Annotated in this window: 21 protein-coding genes; 9 read left to right on the top strand and 12 right to left on the bottom strand. The window is 62.0% G+C overall.

From position 1 onward, the window contains the following. Nucleotides 1-16: 16 nt before the first annotated feature. Genes HLH35_RS16400 through HLH35_RS16385 form a run of 4 tightly spaced genes read left to right on the top strand, consistent with a single transcriptional unit; the run spans nucleotide 17 to nucleotide 4,528 of the window. Nucleotides 17-400 (top strand): carboxymuconolactone decarboxylase family protein, encoded by a 384-nt coding sequence (locus tag HLH35_RS16400; protein WP_182980170.1) that lies wholly within the window; start codon nucleotides 17-19, stop codon nucleotides 398-400. A gap of 20 nt (nucleotides 401-420) precedes the next feature. Then, complete coding sequence (locus tag HLH35_RS16395; protein WP_246385168.1) at nucleotides 421-1,542, top strand: HlyD family secretion protein; 1,122 nt, start codon at nucleotides 421-423, stop codon at nucleotides 1,540-1,542. Nucleotides 1,543-1,550: 8 nt separating this feature from the next. Continuing rightward, a complete protein-coding gene (locus HLH35_RS16390) occupies nucleotides 1,551-3,092 on the top strand; it encodes an MFS transporter (RefSeq protein WP_220790733.1) in 1,542 nt (513 codons plus the stop codon). Next, nucleotides 3,089-4,528, top strand: coding sequence for an efflux transporter outer membrane subunit (locus HLH35_RS16385; RefSeq protein ID WP_182980168.1), 1,440 nt, complete (start codon nucleotides 3,089-3,091; stop codon nucleotides 4,526-4,528). Before HLH35_RS16390 ends, HLH35_RS16385 begins: the two co-directional genes overlap by 4 nt. Before the next feature lie 14 nt (nucleotides 4,529-4,542). Here HLH35_RS16385 and HLH35_RS16380 read toward each other — a convergent pair whose 3' ends face one another. After that, complete coding sequence (locus HLH35_RS16380) at nucleotides 4,543-5,574, bottom strand: zinc-dependent alcohol dehydrogenase family protein (protein ID WP_182980167.1); 1,032 nt, start codon at nucleotides 5,572-5,574, stop codon at nucleotides 4,543-4,545. A gap of 114 nt (nucleotides 5,575-5,688) precedes the next feature. Between HLH35_RS16380 and HLH35_RS16375 the strand changes: the two genes are divergently transcribed. After that, entirely contained in the window at nucleotides 5,689-6,606 is a 918-nt protein-coding gene (locus HLH35_RS16375) for a LysR substrate-binding domain-containing protein (RefSeq protein ID WP_182980166.1), read from the top strand. On the opposite strand, the gene HLH35_RS16370 is transcribed toward HLH35_RS16375, so the two are convergent. Beyond that, a complete protein-coding gene (locus HLH35_RS16370) occupies nucleotides 6,597-7,493 on the bottom strand; it encodes a zinc-binding dehydrogenase (RefSeq protein WP_246385166.1) in 897 nt (298 codons plus the stop codon). The two genes, HLH35_RS16375 and HLH35_RS16370, sit on opposite strands and share 10 nt — an antisense overlap. A gap of 37 nt (nucleotides 7,494-7,530) precedes the next feature. Between HLH35_RS16370 and HLH35_RS16365 the strand changes: the two genes are divergently transcribed. Further along, on the top strand, nucleotides 7,531-7,827 hold the full coding sequence (locus HLH35_RS16365) for a LysR substrate-binding domain-containing protein (protein ID WP_246385165.1): 297 nt from the start codon (nucleotides 7,531-7,533) through the stop codon (nucleotides 7,825-7,827). A 41-nt stretch (nucleotides 7,828-7,868) separates the two neighbouring features. On the opposite strand, the gene HLH35_RS16360 is transcribed toward HLH35_RS16365, so the two are convergent. The 3 genes from HLH35_RS16360 to HLH35_RS16350 are packed head-to-tail and all read right to left on the bottom strand — an operon-like array spanning nucleotide 7,869 to nucleotide 11,258. Continuing rightward, entirely contained in the window at nucleotides 7,869-8,933 is a 1,065-nt protein-coding gene (locus HLH35_RS16360; protein ID WP_182980165.1) for an SDR family oxidoreductase, read from the bottom strand. A gap of 24 nt (nucleotides 8,934-8,957) precedes the next feature. Then, a complete protein-coding gene (locus tag HLH35_RS16355; RefSeq protein WP_182980164.1) occupies nucleotides 8,958-9,992 on the bottom strand; it encodes an aldo/keto reductase in 1,035 nt (344 codons plus the stop codon). 45 nt (nucleotides 9,993-10,037) lie between these two features. Next, nucleotides 10,038-11,258: an SGNH/GDSL hydrolase family protein gene (locus HLH35_RS16350; RefSeq protein WP_182980163.1), complete on the bottom strand. Its 1,221-nt coding sequence runs from the start codon at nucleotides 11,256-11,258 to the stop codon at nucleotides 10,038-10,040. Nucleotides 11,259-11,362: 104 nt separating this feature from the next. Here HLH35_RS16350 and HLH35_RS16345 point away from each other — a divergent pair, with 104 nt between their 5' ends. Next, complete coding sequence (locus tag HLH35_RS16345; protein ID WP_182980162.1) at nucleotides 11,363-12,289, top strand: LysR family transcriptional regulator; 927 nt, start codon at nucleotides 11,363-11,365, stop codon at nucleotides 12,287-12,289. Nucleotides 12,290-12,497: 208 nt separating this feature from the next. Here the strand turns inward: HLH35_RS16345 and HLH35_RS16340 are convergent, their stop codons facing one another. Next, nucleotides 12,498-13,301: an alpha/beta fold hydrolase gene (locus tag HLH35_RS16340; RefSeq protein WP_182980161.1), complete on the bottom strand. Its 804-nt coding sequence runs from the start codon at nucleotides 13,299-13,301 to the stop codon at nucleotides 12,498-12,500. 23 nt (nucleotides 13,302-13,324) lie between these two features. After that, nucleotides 13,325-13,870, bottom strand: a complete 546-nt coding sequence (locus HLH35_RS16335; protein ID WP_182980160.1) for a TetR/AcrR family transcriptional regulator — start codon at nucleotides 13,868-13,870, stop codon at nucleotides 13,325-13,327. 88 nt (nucleotides 13,871-13,958) lie between these two features. Here HLH35_RS16335 and HLH35_RS16330 point away from each other — a divergent pair, with 88 nt between their 5' ends. Further along, nucleotides 13,959-14,555, top strand: coding sequence for a glutathione S-transferase (locus HLH35_RS16330; RefSeq protein WP_182980159.1), 597 nt, complete (start codon nucleotides 13,959-13,961; stop codon nucleotides 14,553-14,555). A 63-nt stretch (nucleotides 14,556-14,618) separates the two neighbouring features. Continuing rightward, nucleotides 14,619-15,533 carry a LysR family transcriptional regulator gene (locus HLH35_RS16325; protein ID WP_182980158.1) on the top strand — a complete coding sequence of 305 codons (915 nt, stop codon included), beginning with the start codon at nucleotides 14,619-14,621 and terminating at the stop codon, nucleotides 15,531-15,533. A gap of 2 nt (nucleotides 15,534-15,535) precedes the next feature. On the opposite strand, the gene HLH35_RS16320 is transcribed toward HLH35_RS16325, so the two are convergent. Genes HLH35_RS16320 through trbL form a run of 5 tightly spaced genes read right to left on the bottom strand, consistent with a single transcriptional unit; the run spans nucleotide 15,536 to nucleotide 20,049 of the window. Further along, nucleotides 15,536-15,769: a DUF2274 domain-containing protein gene (locus tag HLH35_RS16320; RefSeq protein WP_077808181.1), complete on the bottom strand. Its 234-nt coding sequence runs from the start codon at nucleotides 15,767-15,769 to the stop codon at nucleotides 15,536-15,538. Continuing rightward, on the bottom strand, nucleotides 15,766-16,932 hold the full coding sequence (locus HLH35_RS16315; RefSeq protein WP_182980157.1) for a TrbI/VirB10 family protein: 1,167 nt from the start codon (nucleotides 16,930-16,932) through the stop codon (nucleotides 15,766-15,768). The genes HLH35_RS16320 and HLH35_RS16315 overlap by 4 nt, the downstream gene beginning before the upstream one ends. Then, complete coding sequence (trbG, locus tag HLH35_RS16310) at nucleotides 16,929-17,930, bottom strand: P-type conjugative transfer protein TrbG (RefSeq protein WP_182980156.1); 1,002 nt, start codon at nucleotides 17,928-17,930, stop codon at nucleotides 16,929-16,931. The genes HLH35_RS16315 and trbG overlap by 4 nt, the downstream gene beginning before the upstream one ends. Then, nucleotides 17,927-18,610, bottom strand: coding sequence for a conjugal transfer protein TrbF (gene trbF, locus HLH35_RS16305; RefSeq protein WP_182980182.1), 684 nt, complete (start codon nucleotides 18,608-18,610; stop codon nucleotides 17,927-17,929). The genes trbG and trbF overlap by 4 nt, the downstream gene beginning before the upstream one ends. Continuing rightward, the gene (trbL, locus tag HLH35_RS16300) at nucleotides 18,610-20,049 is read right to left on the bottom strand and encodes a P-type conjugative transfer protein TrbL (RefSeq protein ID WP_182980181.1); all 1,440 of its coding nucleotides are present in this window, start codon (nucleotides 20,047-20,049) and stop codon (nucleotides 18,610-18,612) included. The genes trbF and trbL overlap by 1 nt, the downstream gene beginning before the upstream one ends. Between the last annotated feature and the right edge of the window lie 13 nt (nucleotides 20,050-20,062).

Here is a 20,062-nt window from a genome sequence, read left to right as displayed (position 1 = left end):
ATCGGAGACAGACAACATGGCAGACGAACGCTTCACAGAGGGCAAGCGCGCCTTCGAGGAGATCACCGGCGTACCGGTCTCCGCTTTCCTGGATTCACTTGCAACGACTGCCCCCGAACTGGGCCGCTTCGTCATGGAATGGGAGTTCGCCGACGTCTACGGCCAAACGCGGCTGGATGCCCGGTTGCGGGAAGCGGTGATGATCGCCTCCTGCGCGGCACGTGGCGCCACGGCAGCAGGCGTGCTGCGTCTGCGCATCGGGTCGGCCCTGCGCGCCGGCCTGACACGCCGGGAGATCGCCGATATCTGCGTGCAGACAGGAATCATCGCCGGCGTTCCGGCTGCCCTGGCCGCGTTGCAGATCGCTGGCGAGGTTTTCGCCGGAACGCCGGAACAATAAGTCCTGACCGCTTTTCCGGCATGAGCGACACACATTTCGCACGACTGTTTCCGTTCAGGCTGATGAAGCTCATTCTGCCCGCCGGGCGGGGTCGGATCATGGCGCTGGGCCTGATCCTCGTCGCATCCGGGGCGATCCTCGCCACCCTGATGCTTCTGCATGGCGATGCCATAGCAACCTGCCTGCGCTGCGAAACCACGAACGACGCGTTCGTGCATGCGGATACGGTCGTGCTCTCCGCCCACGTTGCCGGATACGTCACGGAGGTTCCGGTCGCCGACAACGCACGGGTTTCCACCGGGCAGACGCTGATCGCAATCCGGGACGACGATTATCATGCCGGTCTGGCGGAGAAAGACGCCACATTCCACGAAGCCGAAGCGGCACTGGAGGTCGTCCAGCGGCAAATCGTCCTGCAGACATCGCAGGTTTCGGCAGCGGACGCCACGTTGCGCATGGCCGAAGCCGATGTCACGCAGCGACGCCTGGAGCGACGGCGGCAACATGATCTTATTACCGACGGCAGCACGTCGCATCGCGATCTCGAAGTCGCCGACGCCGATCTGGCCCGGTTATCGGCGGCACGGGACCGCGACGCCGCTCTTCTGGACGCGGCGCGGCACATGCAGGATGTCCTGCGGGCCAGGCTCGCGCAGGCGCGAGCGGCCGTTGAGGCGGCCAGGGCCTCGCGTGATCTCGCTGCGATCGACCTCGGCTACACACGGATCACCAGCCCTGTCTCCGGTCAACTGACCGCACGGATGGTCTATGTCGGCGAATATGTCGGGCTCGGCACCCAGGTCGCGCGGGTCGCGCCGCTGCCGGATGTCTGGATCGTCGCGAATTTCCGCGAGGTGCAACTGACGCATATGCGGGGCGGTCAGGCCGCGTCGATCACGGTCGACGCTTTTCCCGGCCGGACTTTTCGTGGGCATGTGGATAGTATCGGGCCAGTGTCGGGTGCCGAGACAGCCCTGTTACCGCCCGACAACGCCACCGGCAACTTCACCCATATCGTCCAACGCTTCCCGGTCAAGATCGTCCTCGAGCCAAGTCAGGAAGGCGTCGATCTCCTGCGGCCTGGCATGTCGTCACTCGTCTCGGTGCGAACCGATACGGGCACACCGGGAGGCGATCGGTGACACCTGAAATGCGAGGACGGATCCTCACGGGAACCTGCGGTGTCTGTGCGGCCTGGATGGTCATGATGTCGACGCGGTTCTTCGCGCTCTCCCTTCCCGATATCGAGGGTGTGCTGGGGATCGGGCCGGATCAGGGCTCATGGCTTGCCGCGAGCTACCTGGCATTCGAGCCGGTCGGTGTCGCTCTGGGATGCTGGCTGGCCGTCATCTTCTCCCTGCGCCGGGTCATGCTGCCTGCGATCCTCCTGTTCGTGATCGCCTCCGCCATCGCGGCGGTGACGCATGACCTGACGATGATGATCCTGGCACGCGCGGGCATGGGTTTCGCCGCCGGAATCATCGTGCCGCTCGCCATCATCACCGAGTTGCGGACCTTCCCGCCGACATGGCGCGCGCTGGCGATCGCGCTCTATTCCTCGGCGGCGACGATGGCGCCGCAGGCCGCAGCACCTCTGGACGTCTGGCTGGTGACCCGCTGGGGCACGCCGGCAATCTTCTGGATCGCGATCCCATTGGGGGGTATCGCGTTCGTCTGCGGATATCTCGGCCTGTGGCGGGAGCGAATTCGCTGGCTGTTATTTGCTCGCGCCGATCTGCGTGTGGTCTTCGCCTTTTCGGTGGGTGCCATCCTGCTCGGCGGCGGCGTCAGTCAGGGAAACCGGCTGCACTGGTCGGAGACGCCGCTGACCCTGTTCGCCGTCGTCACGGGCATCGCGCTGCTAACCGGCGTTCTGGTGCTGGATGGACGCCGGGTGGTCCATCCGATCCTGATGACGCGATTGCTGACCCGCCGCAATGCGCTGCTCGGTGCGCTCATCGCCATTCCCTATCAATTCGCATCAGTCCTTTCGGGCAGTCTGGTGCCCGCGTTCCTCGCCGATATCCCCGCCTATCGACCGGAGCAGATCGCTCCCGCGCTCGACGCAGTATTCTGGCCGCAGGCCCTTGCCTACCCCGTCTGCGTCATGGCGTTGCGTTATGGATGGGCGGAAGCCCGGACCTTCCTCGTGCTGGGTTTCGGCCTGAACGCACTGGCCTGCCTGCTCGACCTCGACGTCACGAGCGACTGGATTCCCGGCAATTTCCTCGCCGGACAAATCCTCCAGGGAATCGGCCTGCCGTGGATCCTCCTGCCGTTGCTGATGCTTTTCGTGGGGGACGTGGTGCCGAGCGAAGGGCTTTATGCCGCCGCCATCTTCAACGTCGCGCGCAGCCTCGCTGGCACGGTCGCAACGGCATGGGCGGCGACCGGGCTACGGCTGCGGGCCGAGGGGCGCTACGGCGAACTGCTCACCAGCAGCGGGCTCCAGCCGCACCGTCGCATGGTCGCAGCATGGAACGGGGCCGGTGCCCTCCCCCGGACAACGCCCGATCCAGCGCTGCTGGACCACCGCGCCCGGTCGGTGTGCGGCACGCTCGTGCGGCACCAATCGGTCGTCATCGGGTTTTCGACGCTGCTGGCCGATCTGGGCCTCATGCTGGTCGTAACCTGCGTCATTGCTGCCTGCATGCCGCCGGCCGGCGCTGATCGACCGGGGGAGCAATCATGAAAATGAGGCGCACGGTTTCGGTCCTGGCACTCGTCGCCGTCGCAGGATGTACCGTCGGGCCGACTTATGTCCCGCCCCATACCGATGCGCCATCACAATGGGCGGTCCAGCCCGGCACTCCCAGCAAGCCGGTTCCGGATGAAATCTGGTGGGCGGGGTTCCACGATCCACAGTTGAGCCGGCTCATCCACGAGGCGCTGACGCGCAACAATGACCTTGCGTCCGCGGAAAAACGTGTCGAGGCCGCGCGTGAGCAGATCAGGATCGAGGCGGCGGCCTCATCGCCCGTTGTTGGCATTGGTGGCATCGCCGAGAACCGACGCCAGTCGCAGACCATCCAGTGGCCCCCCAGAGCGAGTGCCGGGGATTATCGTTACTGGTCTCTCGGCTTTGACGGTTCGTGGGAACTGGACCTGTTCGGCATGACGCGACGCCGCACGGAGGCCGCTCGCGCGTCGGCGGCCGAAATGGCGGCCGAACGCGACGGGTTCCGCCTGCGGCTTCTGGCGGAAGTCGGCGCGGATTATGTGAGCTGGTGCGCGACCGAGGCGCGGGTGCAGGTCGCGGAGCATCGCGTCTCCCTTGCCATTCGGCAGCGTGATCTCCTGACACACAAATGGACAGCCGGTGCGCATGCCCGCGCCGATGTCGACCAGGCCGAGGCGGACCTCGCGGCCGCGCAACAGATTGTGCCGCCCCTCATCGCGCAGGCCGCCCACATGAAGGACGCCCTGGCGATCCTGACCGCGACGGCACCGGAAGCGATGCGACTGACGCCGCGCGCGGACCTCTCCATCCCCATGCCGCCCGCACGGCCACCCTCACTTCCATCCGAGGTGCTGACGCGCAGGCCGGATATCCAGAGCGCGACATTTCGCTATGCGCGGGACAATGCCGAGATCGGAGTCGCAGTCGCCTCCCTCTACCCGAAAGTCGCAATCCCGCTGGATTTCGGGGTAACCACCAGCACGCTGCATCAGGCGTTCACCACCGCCAGCCTTCTCTGGCAGCTCGGTGTCACCGCCGGCGAAACGATCTACGCAGGAGGCCGGCGTACAGCCCAGATCGACGCGGCGCGCCTGCAACGTGATGCGGCATGGCTCGGATATCGGCAGGCCGTGCTTAACGCGCTACGCGATGTGGAGGACCGGCTCGCCACGGTGGCGGATACTGAAAGTCGGCTCTCGTCCGTAAATGTTGAACTGCGTGCAGCCCAGGAAAAATGCGCACATGCGCAACGGCAATTCCACGCTGGGGAAACTGCCCTGTCATCAGTTCTTGTTCAAAACAGCATGGTGGACAGAATCCACGATCAGGCTTTTGCGACCCGGCAAGAAACAGCACTGGCCAGCATCGCACTCTATAAAGCGCTGGGCGGAGGCTGGCGTGCTGTCCTTTCGAGGGATAGCGGATGGGCTGACATTGATAAATTTTGAAAAATGGCTCGTGATCATGGACGCACAGTGATCACGACCTTTCCGAATGGCCCTTCGTCCAGGCGCGCAAAAGCAGCATGCACGTCGTCAAAACCATATATATGATCAATGATTGGCGTGATACGATAGCGATCAACAGCAGAGACTAAACGTTCGAGCGCCGTCCGGTGCCCAACGGTGATACCCTGAATGATGCCTCGGCGCAGCATGAGCGGTACAGCGCTGAATGACACATCAGAACCTCCCAGGAACCCGATCTGGGCAATCCGGCCGCCGCTCGCCAATGCGTTGACCGAATGATGCATATTGTTGCCCCCGATCAGTTCGAGAATCTGATCAGCACCATGTCCGTCCGTGAGCCTGATAACGTCCCCAGACCAGTCATGAACACCTTCGATCAGGACGGTGTCCTCCACACCGAGTATTTTTAATCGATCCTGCTTCTGCCGCGAGCGGGACGTCACGATGGCACGCGCTCCCAGCGCCCTGGCAATCTGCATCCCGAAAAGCGAGACACCCCCGGTCCCCTGGACGACGACTGATTGCCCAGCCAGAAGATTACCGGTTTCCACAAGCGCAAACCATGCCGTGAGTCCGGCAACAGGCAGGGTACTGGCTTCCTCGTCAGACAACGTATCCGGCGCCCGTACCGCAACGCTGTCCGGGAGCACCACATACTCCGCCAGCATCCCCGGCAGGGGACCGCCGAGAGACAGACCATGCCGCACCATTGCGGCCGGGGGTTCCCCGTCGATCCACTGCGTCCAGAAATTGCCGATTACCCGGTCCCCGACGCGAAATCTTGTGTTTTCGTCAGTTTCCACAACTTCACCGCACATATCAGAGACGGGGATAAAAGGCATGGCAGGGCGTTCCGGCAATAATTCGCCTTCAACGACGAGCCGGTCACGATAGTTGAGGGATACGGCTCCTACCCTGACAAGCAGTTCGCCATGACCGGGATGGGGAACGGGACGCGTCACCTGTTCGAGATGGGATATGCCGAAGGACGGCAGCTGCCACTGCCTCATTGTCTCGGTTGTCATGATGGTTCTCCTGATCTGTTGTCATCACCCATCATATTGAAAACAATTGGTCGCATATTCTGCCATTTCATCGCATATTTTCGGACAGAAATTCGTCAATGAGTCTGTCCTGTGATGCATTCTGATCTTCCTGCCCTTGCAGCCTTTGTCGCCAGTGTTGAGAGCGGAAGCTTCACTGCGGCCGCCTCCAGGCTGGGACTGTCGAAATCCGCCATTGCCAAGACGATTGGCCGCCTGGAAGAACGGCTCGGCACACGCCTTCTCGACCGGACTACACGCAGCCTCAATCTGACAGAGGAGGGGCGGCTCTATTACGAAACAGCCCGTCGGGTCATCGATGATATCGAAACGACGGAAGCGGCGCTCGCCTCCCGCAGGCAGACCGTTTCGGGACGACTGCGCGTCAGTCTGCCTGTCACGTTCGGCCGACTATGGGTGCAACCAGTCCTCCTGGGACTGGCGCAGCAGCATCCTGAACTTGATCTCGATCTGTCTTTCACGGATCGCCATGTCGATCTCGTTGAGGAAGGTATCGATATGGCCGTCCGGCTGGGGCATCCCGGCAACAGCGCCACGCTGAGCGGTCGCAGGCTGGCCACGCAGCAATCCGTTCTGTGTGCATCGCCTGACTATCTTGATCGCAGGGGAACCCCCGAGACCAGTGGCGATCTTGCCCGGCACGACTGCCTTCTGTTTGCCCGTAACGGCCAGTTGCTGCCTTGGCATCTGACGGACGCCGGCACTGGCCTGGCGCAGGCGGTTACACCCCGCCCCCGTCACATCATCAGTCATGGCGACGGTCTCCGCGACGCAGCGTTAGCGGGAAGCGGCCTTGCCTGGCTTGCAACATGGCTGGTTGCGACAGATCTGCAGGCCGAAAAACTCAGAGCCATCCCCATTCCCAGCGCGCCACAGGATATGGATATCCATGTCCTGTGGCCGAAATCCCGAACGCTCTCCCCCCGGATACGGGCAAGCGTGGATGCGCTGGTCAGAACATTTCAGCCGATCCCCCCATGGGATCAGCTCTGATCACCGGGGATGTTCACCAGAATTTTCCCTTTGAGCTTCCCCTGCATGAAAGATGACAGGTTACGCGGCAGATCCTCAAAGGAGGTCATGGTCGTGGGCTGAAGATCCAGAGCCCCGATCCGGACGGCTTCCAGCAACTCCGTTCCTGCGCTGCGCCAGTCGCACCAGTCTGCCGCTGTTCCATACTCATGAATGGAGTTGAGTGCGACTTCATGAAGGGACAATGCTGTCGTGAACGCCGGAAGCGGTGCGGTTTCAATCCGGTCCTGGATACAGACCAGATGGCCATTATAGCCAATCAGGTCGGCCAGCGTTCGGGCATAGCTCCCGCTGGTGGTGTCGAACGCCGCAAACAGGCACCGTGGACCAAGTGCCGCGGCAAGTTTTGTGCGCCATGCCTCATCACAATAATCAAAGGCACCGCTTATCCCCAGTCCCAGCAGATGTTCATGGTGAGCAGGCCCTGCCGTCACCCAGACGCGCCAGCCCCGTCTGACGGCCAGTTGCGCCAGAATAAGCGCAACCGATCCTCCCGCGCCCGTCACCAGAACATCGCGATCCGGTAATGCGGGCACCTTCCCGATCGCCTGCCATGCCGTGAGGCCGGGACAGGGCACACTGGCGGCCTGTTCATCACTCAGTCCATCCGGTACCGGCAGGACGCTGGCCGCCTTCAGCACGGTGCGCTGCGCGAAACTTCCGTCCCTTCCCAGCCCCTGATGATAGGCCACACGTAGTCCGACAGGCAGTGTGACGCCAGCCCCGACCGCGACAATCCGGCCTACGCCATCCACACCGGGCACATGACCGGACTTCCAGGCAGGATGCCCATGCCGGATGATTTTCCAGTCCACGGGATTGAAAGCTACCATGGTGTTGGCGACCATGATCACGTATGCCGAACCCTGTCTATGGCGGAAGCGCATGCTGGATGCGCTGACAGAACGGCAACAGAACTACCGCATCACTTTTACCAGCCAGAGCAGTGCCGCCATTCAGGCCGCCGTAGAGAATAACCTTGGTGTTGCTCTTCTGGGGCCTGAATGTCTCCGACCTGCGTCCATGCGGTGTCTTTCGACCGCCGATGGCCTTCCCGCTCCACTGGCTGTCCAGTACGGGCTATATGCCCGTCACGAGCGGCACAGCACCTGTGCCGCCGCTGTCCGGACATTTATCGATACCCTCGTTCCGCTATGGAATTCGGAACCACGCACCATCTGATTACAGCCGCGGCCAGGGATCCGGCGGACTGACGTTCCATCTCAGGGGATAAGCTTCTCCGCGCGAAGCCGCATGAAGAGGTCAAAAAACGAGTCCGGCGTATACTGATAGGCCGTAAATCCGGCCCGACGGCTCTTGCTCATATCGGTCACACACTCCACCGGGCGCCCCAGATCGGCATCGGTATGCCAGGCCGAGGCGAGCCGCCCGATCTGTGTCTCCTTCAGACCATGGCGACGGCTGATCTCCGCCCATAGGTCCTCGTCACCAGACAGCATCGCTTCCAGAGAACCGGCCTGTCCCGGATAGGGGGCGGCCTCGAGACCAAACCATGCTGCAAGCCGGGGCCACAACCATTTCCACCGGAAGACATCACCATTCACGATGTTGAACGCCTGATTGCCGCCTTCGGCGCGCGTCCCGGCCCAGAGCAACTGGCTGGCCAGTTGACGCGCATCGGTAAGGTCGGTCAGCCCGTGCCACTGCGCGGGCGAGCCCGGAAAGACAAATGGCCGGCCCGTCTCGCGACAGATTGACGCATAGACCGCCAGCGTCGTCCCCATGTTCATCGCATTGCCGATGGCGTAACCGATGATCGTGTGCGGCCGATGCACACTCCATGAAAACCCGTATTTCTCCGATGCTTCGTACAAAGCATCTTCCTGATCATAATAGAAATTGGGCAACGGGAGACGCGGCATCTCCTCCCGGAAGGGCGTTTCCGGCGGGACACCGCTGGCATAGGACTCAAACGGCCCCAGATAATGTTTCATCCCGGTCGTCAGCGCCGCGTGGCGCAGCCCCTGTGGTTCGGCCAGTGCGGCAAAGACATTGCGCACCATCGCGCTGTTCACGCGACAATTCTCCTCTTCTGTTGCATGGCGCATCCACGAGCAGAAATAGACATGGCTCGGACGAATATCCGCCAGAGCGGTCCGTAGAGTTTCAGGATCCAGCAGGTCGGCCGCCACGGGCAGGACGGGCGCCATGTCATGGCGTGGCCGCCGGGCCAGGCCGTAGACGGTCCAGCCTTCCGCCACAAGCCGCGCGGCAAGGTTCTGGCCCACGATCCCGGTGGCGCCAACCACAAGTGCTGTATGCGACATTGGTGTTGTCTCCTGTTTTGCTGTTCAGACGATCGGTGGATTCAGGCGCGCAAAGCCTTCCTGCCGCCGGTAGGGGAAATACGGATAGGCCGCTTCAGTCAGGCTGGCGGCATTGAGGCGCGCCATCTGGTCATCGCTCAGCGTCCAGCCCACGGCATCGAGGTTCTGGCGAAGCTGCGTCTCGTTGCGCGCCCCGATGATGACGGATGATACGGTCGGCCTCCGGGTCAGCCAGTTCAGGGCGACCTGAGGCACCAGCCGTCCGGTCTCCGCCGCAATTTCCTCCAGCACGTCCAGCACGCGGAACAGGAGGTCATCGCTGACGGGCGGCCCGAACTCGGCGGTCTGGTTGAGACGGCTATCTTTCGGCAGGGGCTGGCCGCGTCTGAGTTTGCCCGTCAAACGTCCCCAGCCCAGCGGGCTCCAGACCATGGCTCCAAGCCCCTGATCGAGACCCAGCGGCATGAGTTCCCATTCGTAATCGCGGCCGACCAGGGAGTAATAGACCTGATTGACCACATAGCGCTGCCAGCCATAATGATCGGTCACGGCCAGCGATTTCATGATCTGCCAGCCGGAAAAGTTGGATACGCCGATATAGCGGACCTTCCCGGCATGAACGAGATCATCCAGGGTGGAAAGCACTTCTTCCACCGGGGTTGCCGCGTCAAAGGCATGGAGCTGCAGCAGGTCGAGATAGTCGGTACCCAGCCGCGTCAGCGATGCCTCGACCGCACGCAGCAGACGTGAACGGGATGAGCCGGCATCATAGGGACCATCCCCCATCGGCAGCGTCGTCTTGGTCGAGATCAGGACCTGGTCACGCCGCCCCCGGATCGCGGCACCCAGCACTTCCTCAGAAGCGCCATTGGAATAGACATCCGCGGTATCGAAAAGGTTCACGCCTGCATCAAGACAGATATCGACAAGACGTGTTGCCCCGGCGGCATCGGTCTGACCCCATGCGCTGAACAGCGGGCCAGTACCACCGAATGTCCCTGCTCCAAAGCTCAGGACGGGCACTTTCAGGCCGGACCGACCCAGATGACGATATTCCATGACTCTCTCCTTTCTGATCTTACATTTTCCGAACTGATGGGCCTCTTACTCTGAGAGGAGATCCCTCATGGGCACTCCATCGGCCATACGCCGATAGCCTTCCGGACCGGGATGGAGGTGGTCACCACTGTCAGAGACGGGGTGCAGCCGGAAAGGGCGATCGGGATCGCGCAGCAGGCGGTCGAAATCCACGACCGTATCGAAGGCCTGGGCGGTCCGGATCCAGTGATTGACGTCCTGTCGCACCAGTTCCTTCGCGGGCGACCAGAACCCGGCAAAAGGCGTATCCGGTAACGCTCCCTCGAAGGGCAGCAGTGTCGCGCCAATAACGCGGATGCCATGATCGTGCGCCTGTGTGATCAGTTGCTGATAGCCCGCGATCAGTTCACCGGCGCTGACAGCGGGATCGTCGGGTGCCAGTGGCGTACCTGGCATTCCGATGTCGTTGATCCCGAGCAGGACGATGACCGTCCTGACACCCGGATGCGACAGGACGTCGCCCGCGAAGCGCGCCAGACCGGACTGGCCCATGCCGTCACGTAAGAGACGGTTCCCCGAGATACCCGCATTGAGAACGGAAACCCGGTCTGTCTGAAGACGTGCCGCCAGAAAATCGGGCCAGCGCGTCTCGGTATTTACCGGAACGCCATTGCCATCGGTAATGGAATCCCCGAATGCGACCACACAGCCCTGATGTTCCGGTGCTTCGATCAGAATCTGCGACAGGAGAAATCTCGTCTCCGTCGTGGTGGTCACAGGAAATATGAGGCGATCTGTCTGTAGCCCCTCGCCGATCAGGGCAGTACTCCGTCCGTCCCAATGAAAGCTTTGCGGGCGAACCGTGTCCGGGAGATAGAGCGACATGGCTACGGTGGAGAGGGAGGAGAGCGGGAGGCCAACGGGATCACTGATCCTGTCGGCTCCCGGTGGGATGGTCACGGAAGTCTCTCCGGCAAACGTCGCGACAAGCGGAGTTGTCTCAACCGCGCTGTCGGGGTCGTGTGCCCGCGCCACCGATACCGTGTCGACTATCACAGGGGCCGAGCCAAAGGTATTGGAAAGCACCACGCGCAGGCGGCGCCCGCCCAGACTTAGGCGCGCGAACTGCCGGATCGTGACGTTTTCCAGAACGGACGGCAGGCCGACAGGAAATGGAAAATGCTCGTCCCAGGCGGGCTGCTGTGCCGCCATCCAGCTGCCGACCCACCCCATTGCCGCCATGCTGGTCCCGTCATGCCCGTCATGCCCGTCATCGGGATCGACCATCGTCCGAACCTTTCCGAAAACCCTGTCCTGGCGACAAATCTGGAGGAGGCGTCATTGATGCACTAGACTGCACCTGGGCACATCATTTGTGAGATGAAGTCATCATGGGACGACTGGAGATCAACCGGGCTGGCGAGATGGAAGTTTTCACCCATGTGGTGGAAGCGGGCGGTTTTACGGCCGCCGCCCGGATTTCAGGGATGACGCCGTCCGCCATCAGCAAGCTGGTCTCCAGGCTGGAACAGCGGCTGGGCGTTCGCCTGTTCAACCGTTCGACGCGCCAGTTGCAGCTGACACCCGAGGGCTGCACCTTCTATGAGCGCAGTGTGCGGGTTCTGGCCGACCTTGCCGAAGCGGAACAGAGCGCGTCAGTCGGCGCCCTGCCACAGGGACGCGTGCGGATCAACATCAACGTGCCCATGGGGCGGCGCTTCCTGCTGCCGCTTGTCCCGGCGCTGAAGGCTCAATATCCGGAGATCGTCCTCGACATCGTCCTGACGGACACCGTGGTCGATCTTATGGAAGACCGGACGGATATCGCAATCCGCCATGGCCCTCTGACCAGTTCACGTCTGATGGCCCGCAAGCTGGGACAGGCGGAAATGAAGATCGTCGCGGCGCCGGGCTATCTCGCCGCGCGCGGCGTTCCGGAAACGCCTGCCGATCTCCGGCGACATGAACGGATCGGCTTTGGCTATCATCGCATGCATGACGGCTGGCCACAGATGAAGGATGGGGACGGAGCACACTTCCCCCTCCCTCCGTGCAGCGCTCTGGCGAGCGACGGCGACGCGGTGCTGGAACTGGCACTGGCGGGTATGGGGCTGGCGCACCTCGCGGCGTTTCAGGTTGATCCACACATCGCCGCTGGGCGGCTGACATCGGTGCTTGAACACTTTCAGATCGACAGGTTCGTCGACGTCCATGCCGTCTATCTCGGGCATCGTGGCACACTGCCTGCGCGGATCAGGGCCATTCTCGATTTCCTCAAAGAAAATATGCCGATAAGCGTCGACCTGCATGCAGTATAAGCAATATTTTGTCATTTTCCTGGCCGCATAACCGCAGCCGCGCGAGCCAATCCGCTATTTCGGACGCACGTATCGGTCCGCGTCATACTGACACTACTACGACGATTAGGACAGGAACTAACAGAAATTCTTCCACGCTAACGGGGCGCTCATGAAGGCCTTGGGCGATTCCTTCCACGCAGTTCATCCATAAGACTATATCTGGACCCTATGAATTACCTTCAGGCCGAGATAGCCCCTGCTCCAATAAAGAAACGAAGAGCGCCGGTACCTCCAGCATCGAGTAATGGCCAGCGTCATGAATCTCTGAAACTCTTGTATATTTAAACAATGAATTCAGGATAGGCTCTATGCTATCTCGGCGATAGAAGGGAATGTCTTGATTGCCGATAATGACTGATAGCGGACTCGTTATCCCTTTTATTCGGGCAGAAAAATCGGTCGAGGTAAACATTCTGAGATAGCCTGCCATTGCTTCAGACGATGCTTGGCGTGCAATCGAAAGTTTGTAATCAAGCCAAGCAGTGCCATAGCGTCCTCCGGTCCTGGCGTCGATCGCACGGCAGATAGCAGCATCATCAGAAATCGATGCCTGCAGCGACAGCAGAGTATTCGCATCTGCCCTGAAGCCAGAAGCTGGCACAGGTGAGACACAAACTACATTTTTTACGCGATGAGAAGCGGTGACCATGAGATACTGTGCGATCATGCCGGACATCGAATGGCCAACGACGTGAAAGTAATGATGTCCCAAATAATCCATCAAAGTGAGAACATCCCCCACGGCTTCTTTTATCGTGTAAGTTCCCACATGTTCTTTTGATAAACCGTAACCGCGCAAATTAGCAAAAATATAAGTGAATTTATTTTTATCGAGAACGGGGCAAATGAGTTTATAGTTTTCATGATTACCGAGCCACTCGTGCAGGACAATTACAGCCTGGTGTCCACTTCCAACGATTTCATGGCCGAGAAGGACAGCGCCTTCATAAGCCGCCTGTCGTTTTGTCATTATTTTACCCCCACAAGTATGATCTATATTTTCCGCCCAAATACGTCCAAGCGAGAGGCACTCTTGACAGCACGTCGAAGTGGTTCCACATCGCCAGAAGTAGTGATCCAGAGCGTGGCACCCTCGAGCTGCGCCAATATATCCGCGGCAGCAGAATCTGGTTGGGGAATACCGCCAAGCCGCAGTATATCGGCCATTCGCTCACGCAGGACATTAAAAAACTGGCTGACTGCTGCCTGAGCTTCAGGCGTGACGGATGTTACGCCATAGGCAAGATGTAGCCCGACACAACGCTTCCGCGTTTCAAACGTCTTTGCGATCCGCCCGATCAGAGTTTGCCAGGCAAGCTGCCAATCTTCCCTCGGATCTGGCAATCCTTTGAGCGTTTCTTCCAGCGTCAGTGTCAGAACTTCCGATACGAGAGCCTCTTTGTTCGGGAAACGTGTGTAAAGGCTGGCTTTCTTCAGCCCAACCCGTGCCGCGAGGTCCTGCATGGACGCGCCATCATAGCCATGCTCGCGGAACAATTCGCGGGCCTCCATTACAATCTTGCGCAGCGTTGTCTTCATTTTTACCTTTACACCCGACCGGTCGGTAGTATTTTATACCTCCACCTGATCTCAGCGGCAAGCAGTATGTAAAGAGGGTTACGATACGATGCGGCTCTACGACCTCGAACAGTCCGGCAACTGTTACAAGGTGCGCCTGTTCGCCGCTCTGACGGGAATGACGCTGGACCTTGTCCCCGTCAACCTGAGTGCGGGCGAAGAGAAGAGCGCCGCTTTCACAACGCTCAATCCCTGGCAGGAAGTCCCGGTCCTTGTAGATGGACCTACGGTTATCCGGGACTCCCAGGCCATTCTTGTCTATCTGGCCAGCGGACTGGAGATACGGGATTGGTGGCCGGAAGATGCTTTGTCGCAAGCCCGGATCATGGAATGGCTGTCGGTCGCGGCATCCGAAGTGCGCAATGGTCCGAATACTGCGCGACTGATCCGTAAATTCGGGTATCCGTTGGACATGGAGACTGCGATCCGATGGACTGACCGGCTTCTACCCCGGATTGACGCGCACCTTGCCGATCACGAGTGGCTGGCATTGGGACACCCGACTATCGCGGACTGTGCCGTGTTTCCGTATCTCGCCCTCGCCCCCGAGGGCAGCATCGACCTTGCTCCCTACCCTGCCCTGCAGCGCTGGATCGACCGGGTTCGCGCACTGCCCGGCTTTATGTCGATGCCTGGCCTGTCATGACAGGCGTCTTCATTCCTGCCATCCGCAAGGCCCACGAGACGTGGGTGTTTATCGGATAGCGCCATGCGCCGTCCGCCATTCGATCTGTGGCAACTACTATGCGTGCGGGCAATCGCCGAGCACGGCAGTATCCACGGTGCGGCGCGTTTCCTGAACACCCGGCAATCGGCCGTCAGCCGGTCCCTGCACAACCTCGAAGAGCGGCTGAATGTCCGGCTGTTCACCCGCTCCCCGGCCGGTGCCGCCCCGACCGCCTTCGGTGGGGAATTCGTCCGCTGGACCCAGACGATCCTAGACAATGTGGCGGGCATGAACGCCCGCGCTCGGCGGACGGGCAAGGGCGAGAATGGCCACGTTTCCGTCGGCATCCAGACCTGCGTTCTGCCTGGAAGACTTTCGACCTTCATGGCGGAGTTCCGCGCCACACATCCCGATATCGTCTTTCGCTATTCCGAGGGCACTGGCAAAAGACTGCTGCGGCGGCTCCAGCGCGGGCAGATCGATTTCGCCGTGGTCACACGGCGCAATCTGGCGCCCGCCTTGCAGGTCACGCCTCTGTGGAGCGACCGCATCGTGGCCGCACTCCCCGCTGATCATCCGCTTGCGACACGACCGGAAGTATCCTGGACAGACCTGCGTCACGAGACGTTCCTCACGGGACGCGACAACGCGGGCCAGGACTTCGAGACACTCATCCAGCGCAAACTCGGGGAGACAGGCATGCGCCCAAAGATCCGGCGTCATGATATCGGTAGCAACAGGATCGTCGCACTCGTCCAGAACCACGAAGGCGTTGCCCTGCTGCCCGCCTCGTGGCTGCCGCTGATCCGCGATCGGCATGGCCATGACATCGCGATCTTGGAAATCCGGGATACGGGCGGTTCCTCCCATTTGGAATTCGGGATCGTCTGGCGACCCGACAATGAAAATCCCTGCGCCCGGAGCTTCGCCCGATATGTCGAAGACCACAGACCATGAAGCTACTTTTCTGACGACGGTCCTTTTTCCTTTCTCCGTGCCCTGGCGAACCCCTTGTCCGACATCATGAACTGCCGGAGCATGGGCGCGACCAGCCGGGCCGGGTCCATCGCCCCATCGTTGCCGGAAAGAAGTGCCGCATAGGCAAGCAGATCGCGATGGATGTCGGGGGGTAACGCCACGGTCATTCTGACCGGCTTCTCATCGGGAAGTTCCCGGATTTTCAGGTCCGTCATCGTATCTGTCCTTGGCTCCGATAAGGTTTGAGTAGCAGGTCATGCCCGACAAGCACGGTGAACGGCAGTCCCGGCCGGTCAGTCAGGGTTGGCTGGACGTTGAGGCTGCGATCGATCAGGCGGTTTCCCACCATGGAAAACCCATTGCTGGCGCCTGAGCGGATCGCCTGCATCAGATTGTTCTCGTTCCACGAGGTGCCGGCCTCCGAACCGACGCTGAGCAGCGTGGTGACCAGGGCCGCCTTGAAGAGCTGGCCCCAATGATTGTTCACCTCGTCGGACAGGCCGGACTGGCCGATGGCATCGTCACCGGGTAGCTTCTCCAGCACCAAGCTTTCGCCGTTCGGGAAAATCAGCCGGGTCCAGATAATCTGTGTCCGCTGCTGTCCGAACGACACTCCGCTGTTATAGGCCCCGAACAGGGTGCTGCCCTGCGGGATCAGAAGATAGCGTCCGGTCGGGCTATCATAGACGTTCTGGGTCACATGGCCGGTAATCTGGCCCGGCAGGTCGGAACTGATCTTTGTGTTCAGCGCGCCGGCGATCACCGTGCCCGCCTGGAGGATATAGGGTGAGGCAAGCGGCGCGATGCGGTCCGGACTGGTCGTCGCGCGATCGGGCTGCCCTTCCAGAAAGGCGAGGTTTCCGGCCTGCGGTCCGGCCGTGGTAGACGCCCGCCCTTGAGAGGCAGGAGCGCCCGGCACTGGCGGGGTCACCTGTTCGCTGGCGCGGTCACGTTCGCCGGTCTGTATGAACAGACGGCTGGCAATTGCCGCCTCAACCTCCTGCGCAGCACGGCGATCATCCCCGCCTGATGCTGCTTTCCCCTGTGCCTTCAGGATGGTGTGCCCCAGATCACCGGGCAGAGCGGGACCGAGTTTCGTTACACCATTGCCGACATAATCGGACGGCAACCCCGCCAGCCCATCGGCGGACGGGCGCACATCCGTGTCCTGGCTGGCGGCGGGCGGGGTTTTGTGGCTGCTGTTCTCCAGCGCGTAGCCGAGCGCGAGACCGATGGCGAGCATTCCTGCCCCACCCAGGCTCCAGACTACGGCACGGGACAGACGAACCACGCGCGGCCGTTCCGCCCGCAGGCGCAGATCGGGCGGTGGGACCGGGGCCGTGGAAGATCCCCCGGTTGCAGGAGCCTCCCCGGTCATGTCCGCCGTCCGTCGGTGCGGACAATCCGCACACGCTGTTCGGAATGCTTGTCGCCCAGCCGCAGTTCAGCCGCTGCGAACAGCCGGTCCACAATCATCCAGTTCTGCCGGACCCGGTAATTGACCAGTTCCGGCCCGCCATCGGCCCCCAGCACGAACAGCGGGGGTAGTTCGCCCTGCCCGATCCCGGCGGGAAAGGCGATATAGACCTTGTGGCCGTCATCAAAGGCCCGGCCGGGCAGCCAGGGTGGCGTGCCCCCTTTTACCGGCTGGATGGCGTAACGGAAATTCAGCGCGCCCAGGTCCAGTCCCACGTCTACCGGGGCAGCGTCGTCGGCCGCATTGTCCTGCCGGTGCAGGGCAATGAGGTCATCCTCGGGATAATCCCACGACACCGACGCCATGTAGGTAGCCGGTGTGGAGCGCAGTTCCGCGAGATAGGTCCGCCGATCCGTATTGACGATCAGGTTTGTGGTCAGGTCCGGCCGCGTCGGCTTGACCAGAATATGGATGCGCTTCATCGCCCCTGCCCCGCTTTCGGTATCACCGATGATCCAGCGTACGGTGTCACCTGCCGCCACGGGTCCGGTGCCGACCAGCTTTTCACCCTTCTGGAGCATGATGTCGGTGATCTCGCCCGGCGAGGCATAGACCTGATAGAGAGCACCGGGGCTGTAGGGATAGATCTGCACCGCGTTAATGAAGCCCGCACGCGTGGGCTGGATGCGTGCCGCCAGATTGGCCTGTGTCACACGCGCTGTGGGGTCGGCGACTTCGGGGGCCGGATGGACCGCGCGTCGTGACGGCAACGACTTGAGCTGCCCCGGCAACGGGAGTGGCTGCGGCACCTCCACGACCTGCACCGGCTTCGGCGGGTCCGGCAGACGTGTCGCCTGCACGGCGTCATCGTAGCGAATGACAGGCGGATGATACTGCCCCGAGCAGGCGGACAGGGCGAGCAGCGTCAGCGGCAACGCGCGCACGATCATGCGGATCATTGACCCAACTCCTTCGACCAGTTGATGGCGGAGACGAAAATCCCGAGTGGATTGCGGCGAAGATGATCGGCATCGTGGGGCGTGCGCAGAACGACCGAGACGATGGCGGTCCAGCGTTCGGTGCCGGTGAACGCCCCGTCGCGGTAATGGCGCTCAGTCCAGGCAACGCGGAAGCTGCCGGGCGAGGCGCGGATGACCGAGGCGATGTCCACCTCGACCTGTTCGTGCCCGATGCGCGAGAACGGATCATTGAGCCGCGCGTAATCGTTCAGGGCCGCAGCCCCGGACGTGGTGGTGAAATCATAGGCGCGCAGCCAGTTGTGCCGGACCACCACGGCATCGGACGACAGGGAGCGCACGTCGTGAACGAACTGCGCCAGATACCAAGCGATCTGCGGATCGGCGGGCATATAGACCCCTGTCGCCGGGGCGACGACCTGCGCCTGCCCCAGCCGGTCCACCTGCACCACCCACGGCGTGATGGTACCGCGTGCGGACTGCCAGACCAGCCCGCCCCCGAGACCTGCGGACAGGAACAGGCTGCCAAAGGCCATGAGCCGCCAGTTGCGGGCCTGGATGCGGGCGGAGCCGATGCGCTCGTCCCACGCCTGGGCTGCCTTCTGGTATGGGGTGACAGGCTCGGGCGTGGTCCCGTAGCGTGTGGTGGAGCGACGGAACATCATTCTTTCTCCGAGAGATTGATGGAAGCGGATCCGCCGCCGCCATCGGCGGAGCGGATGACATTGGCGGCCTCGGCAGCATGGGCGGCAGCATTGCGGCGCTTCATCTTCCGCGCCCAGCGGGGCGGCTTGCCGTCGGAGCCGTCGCCACCATCAGGGCCGCCTCCCGAGGGGCCGCCACCAGGGTTACCGCTACCGGCAGGCCCGGAACCGGGGTCATCCCCGCCGCCGGACGGGCCTGAAGACCCACCGTTATGCGACGGACCGTCGCCTTCTCCCCCGCTGCCCATCGCACCGGCGGCCCAGCGTCCGCCGGCCGCGTAGCTTTCCTTCAATGACGAGGCCGCTGCGCCGACCTTGCTCTTCGCCGCGTTCATGGCAGCGCCACCAACAGCCTGGCCCATTCCGCCGATGCCGGACGCCACACTTCCGGCACCGCCCGCTCCCGCCGCTCCGGCGCTGTAAGCCGTCGTGGCAGCACCCGCGACGGCTGCCCCTCCGCGTGCGGCGGCTGCCGTCGCGCCGAGTGCGGCAGCCCCGCCCGACGCCAGGGCAGCGGGGGCAGCCACAGCAGCGGCTCCCATCGCACCGACCGCCATTCCAGTCCCGGCCGCCGCCCCGGCGCCAAGCTGCGGCGCACCGGAAATCAGCCCGTTGGCGACACTGCCGCCATACATGGCGAGCCCGATCATCGCGAGGGCGGCGAGCACCACCGAGAGCGCCTGGCCGATCGTTGGCAGGCTATCGCCGTAAGACGTGCTGAACTGGGAGAAGAGCGTGGAGGCAATGGCGCTGATCACGGCGAAGACCATGATCTTCACGCCGGAGGACACCACATTGCCCAGCACCTTCTCGGCGAGGAAGGCCGTGCGGTTGAACAGGGCAAATGGGATCAGGATGAACCCCGCGAGCGTGGTGAGCTTGAACTCGATGATCGCCACGAAAAGCTGCACGGCCAGCACGAAGAACGCCGCCATGACGATGAACCAGGAGATCAGGAACACCGCGATCTGGGCGAAGCCGGTAAAGAAATGGATCGGATCAAGGAACTGGTGCATCGCGTCCAGCAGCGGCTGGGCCGCGTCAAACCCCGTCGCCGCCAGCCTGCCGGGATGCACGAAATCACCCAGCGCCAGCTTTCCGCCGCCAACCTTCAGGCCGAGGGCGGCGAAACTGTCGAAGACCTCTTTCGACAAACCGTCGAAATTATCGATGATGAAGGCGAAGAAACCGATATAGAGCGTCTTTTTCACCAGCCTCTGGATGATGTCCTCGTCTGCCGCCCAGGCCCAGAACAGACCGGCGAGCGCGATGTCGAGCACGGACAGCGAACCGGCCAGGGACACGACATCGCTTTTCACCAGACCGAAACCGCTATCGATCGTCGTGGTGAAGCTGTTCAGGAAATTGTCGATGATGCCTGCATTCGCCATGCCCATGCCCGCCATGACC

Origin of the sequence: Gluconacetobacter asukensis (genome assembly GCF_014174375.1) — a bacterium.
Taxonomy (GTDB): domain Bacteria; phylum Pseudomonadota; class Alphaproteobacteria; order Acetobacterales; family Acetobacteraceae; genus Gluconacetobacter; species Gluconacetobacter asukensis.
Note: the sequence above shows the minus strand (reverse complement) of the source record. Positions and strands in the feature narration are given on the sequence as shown.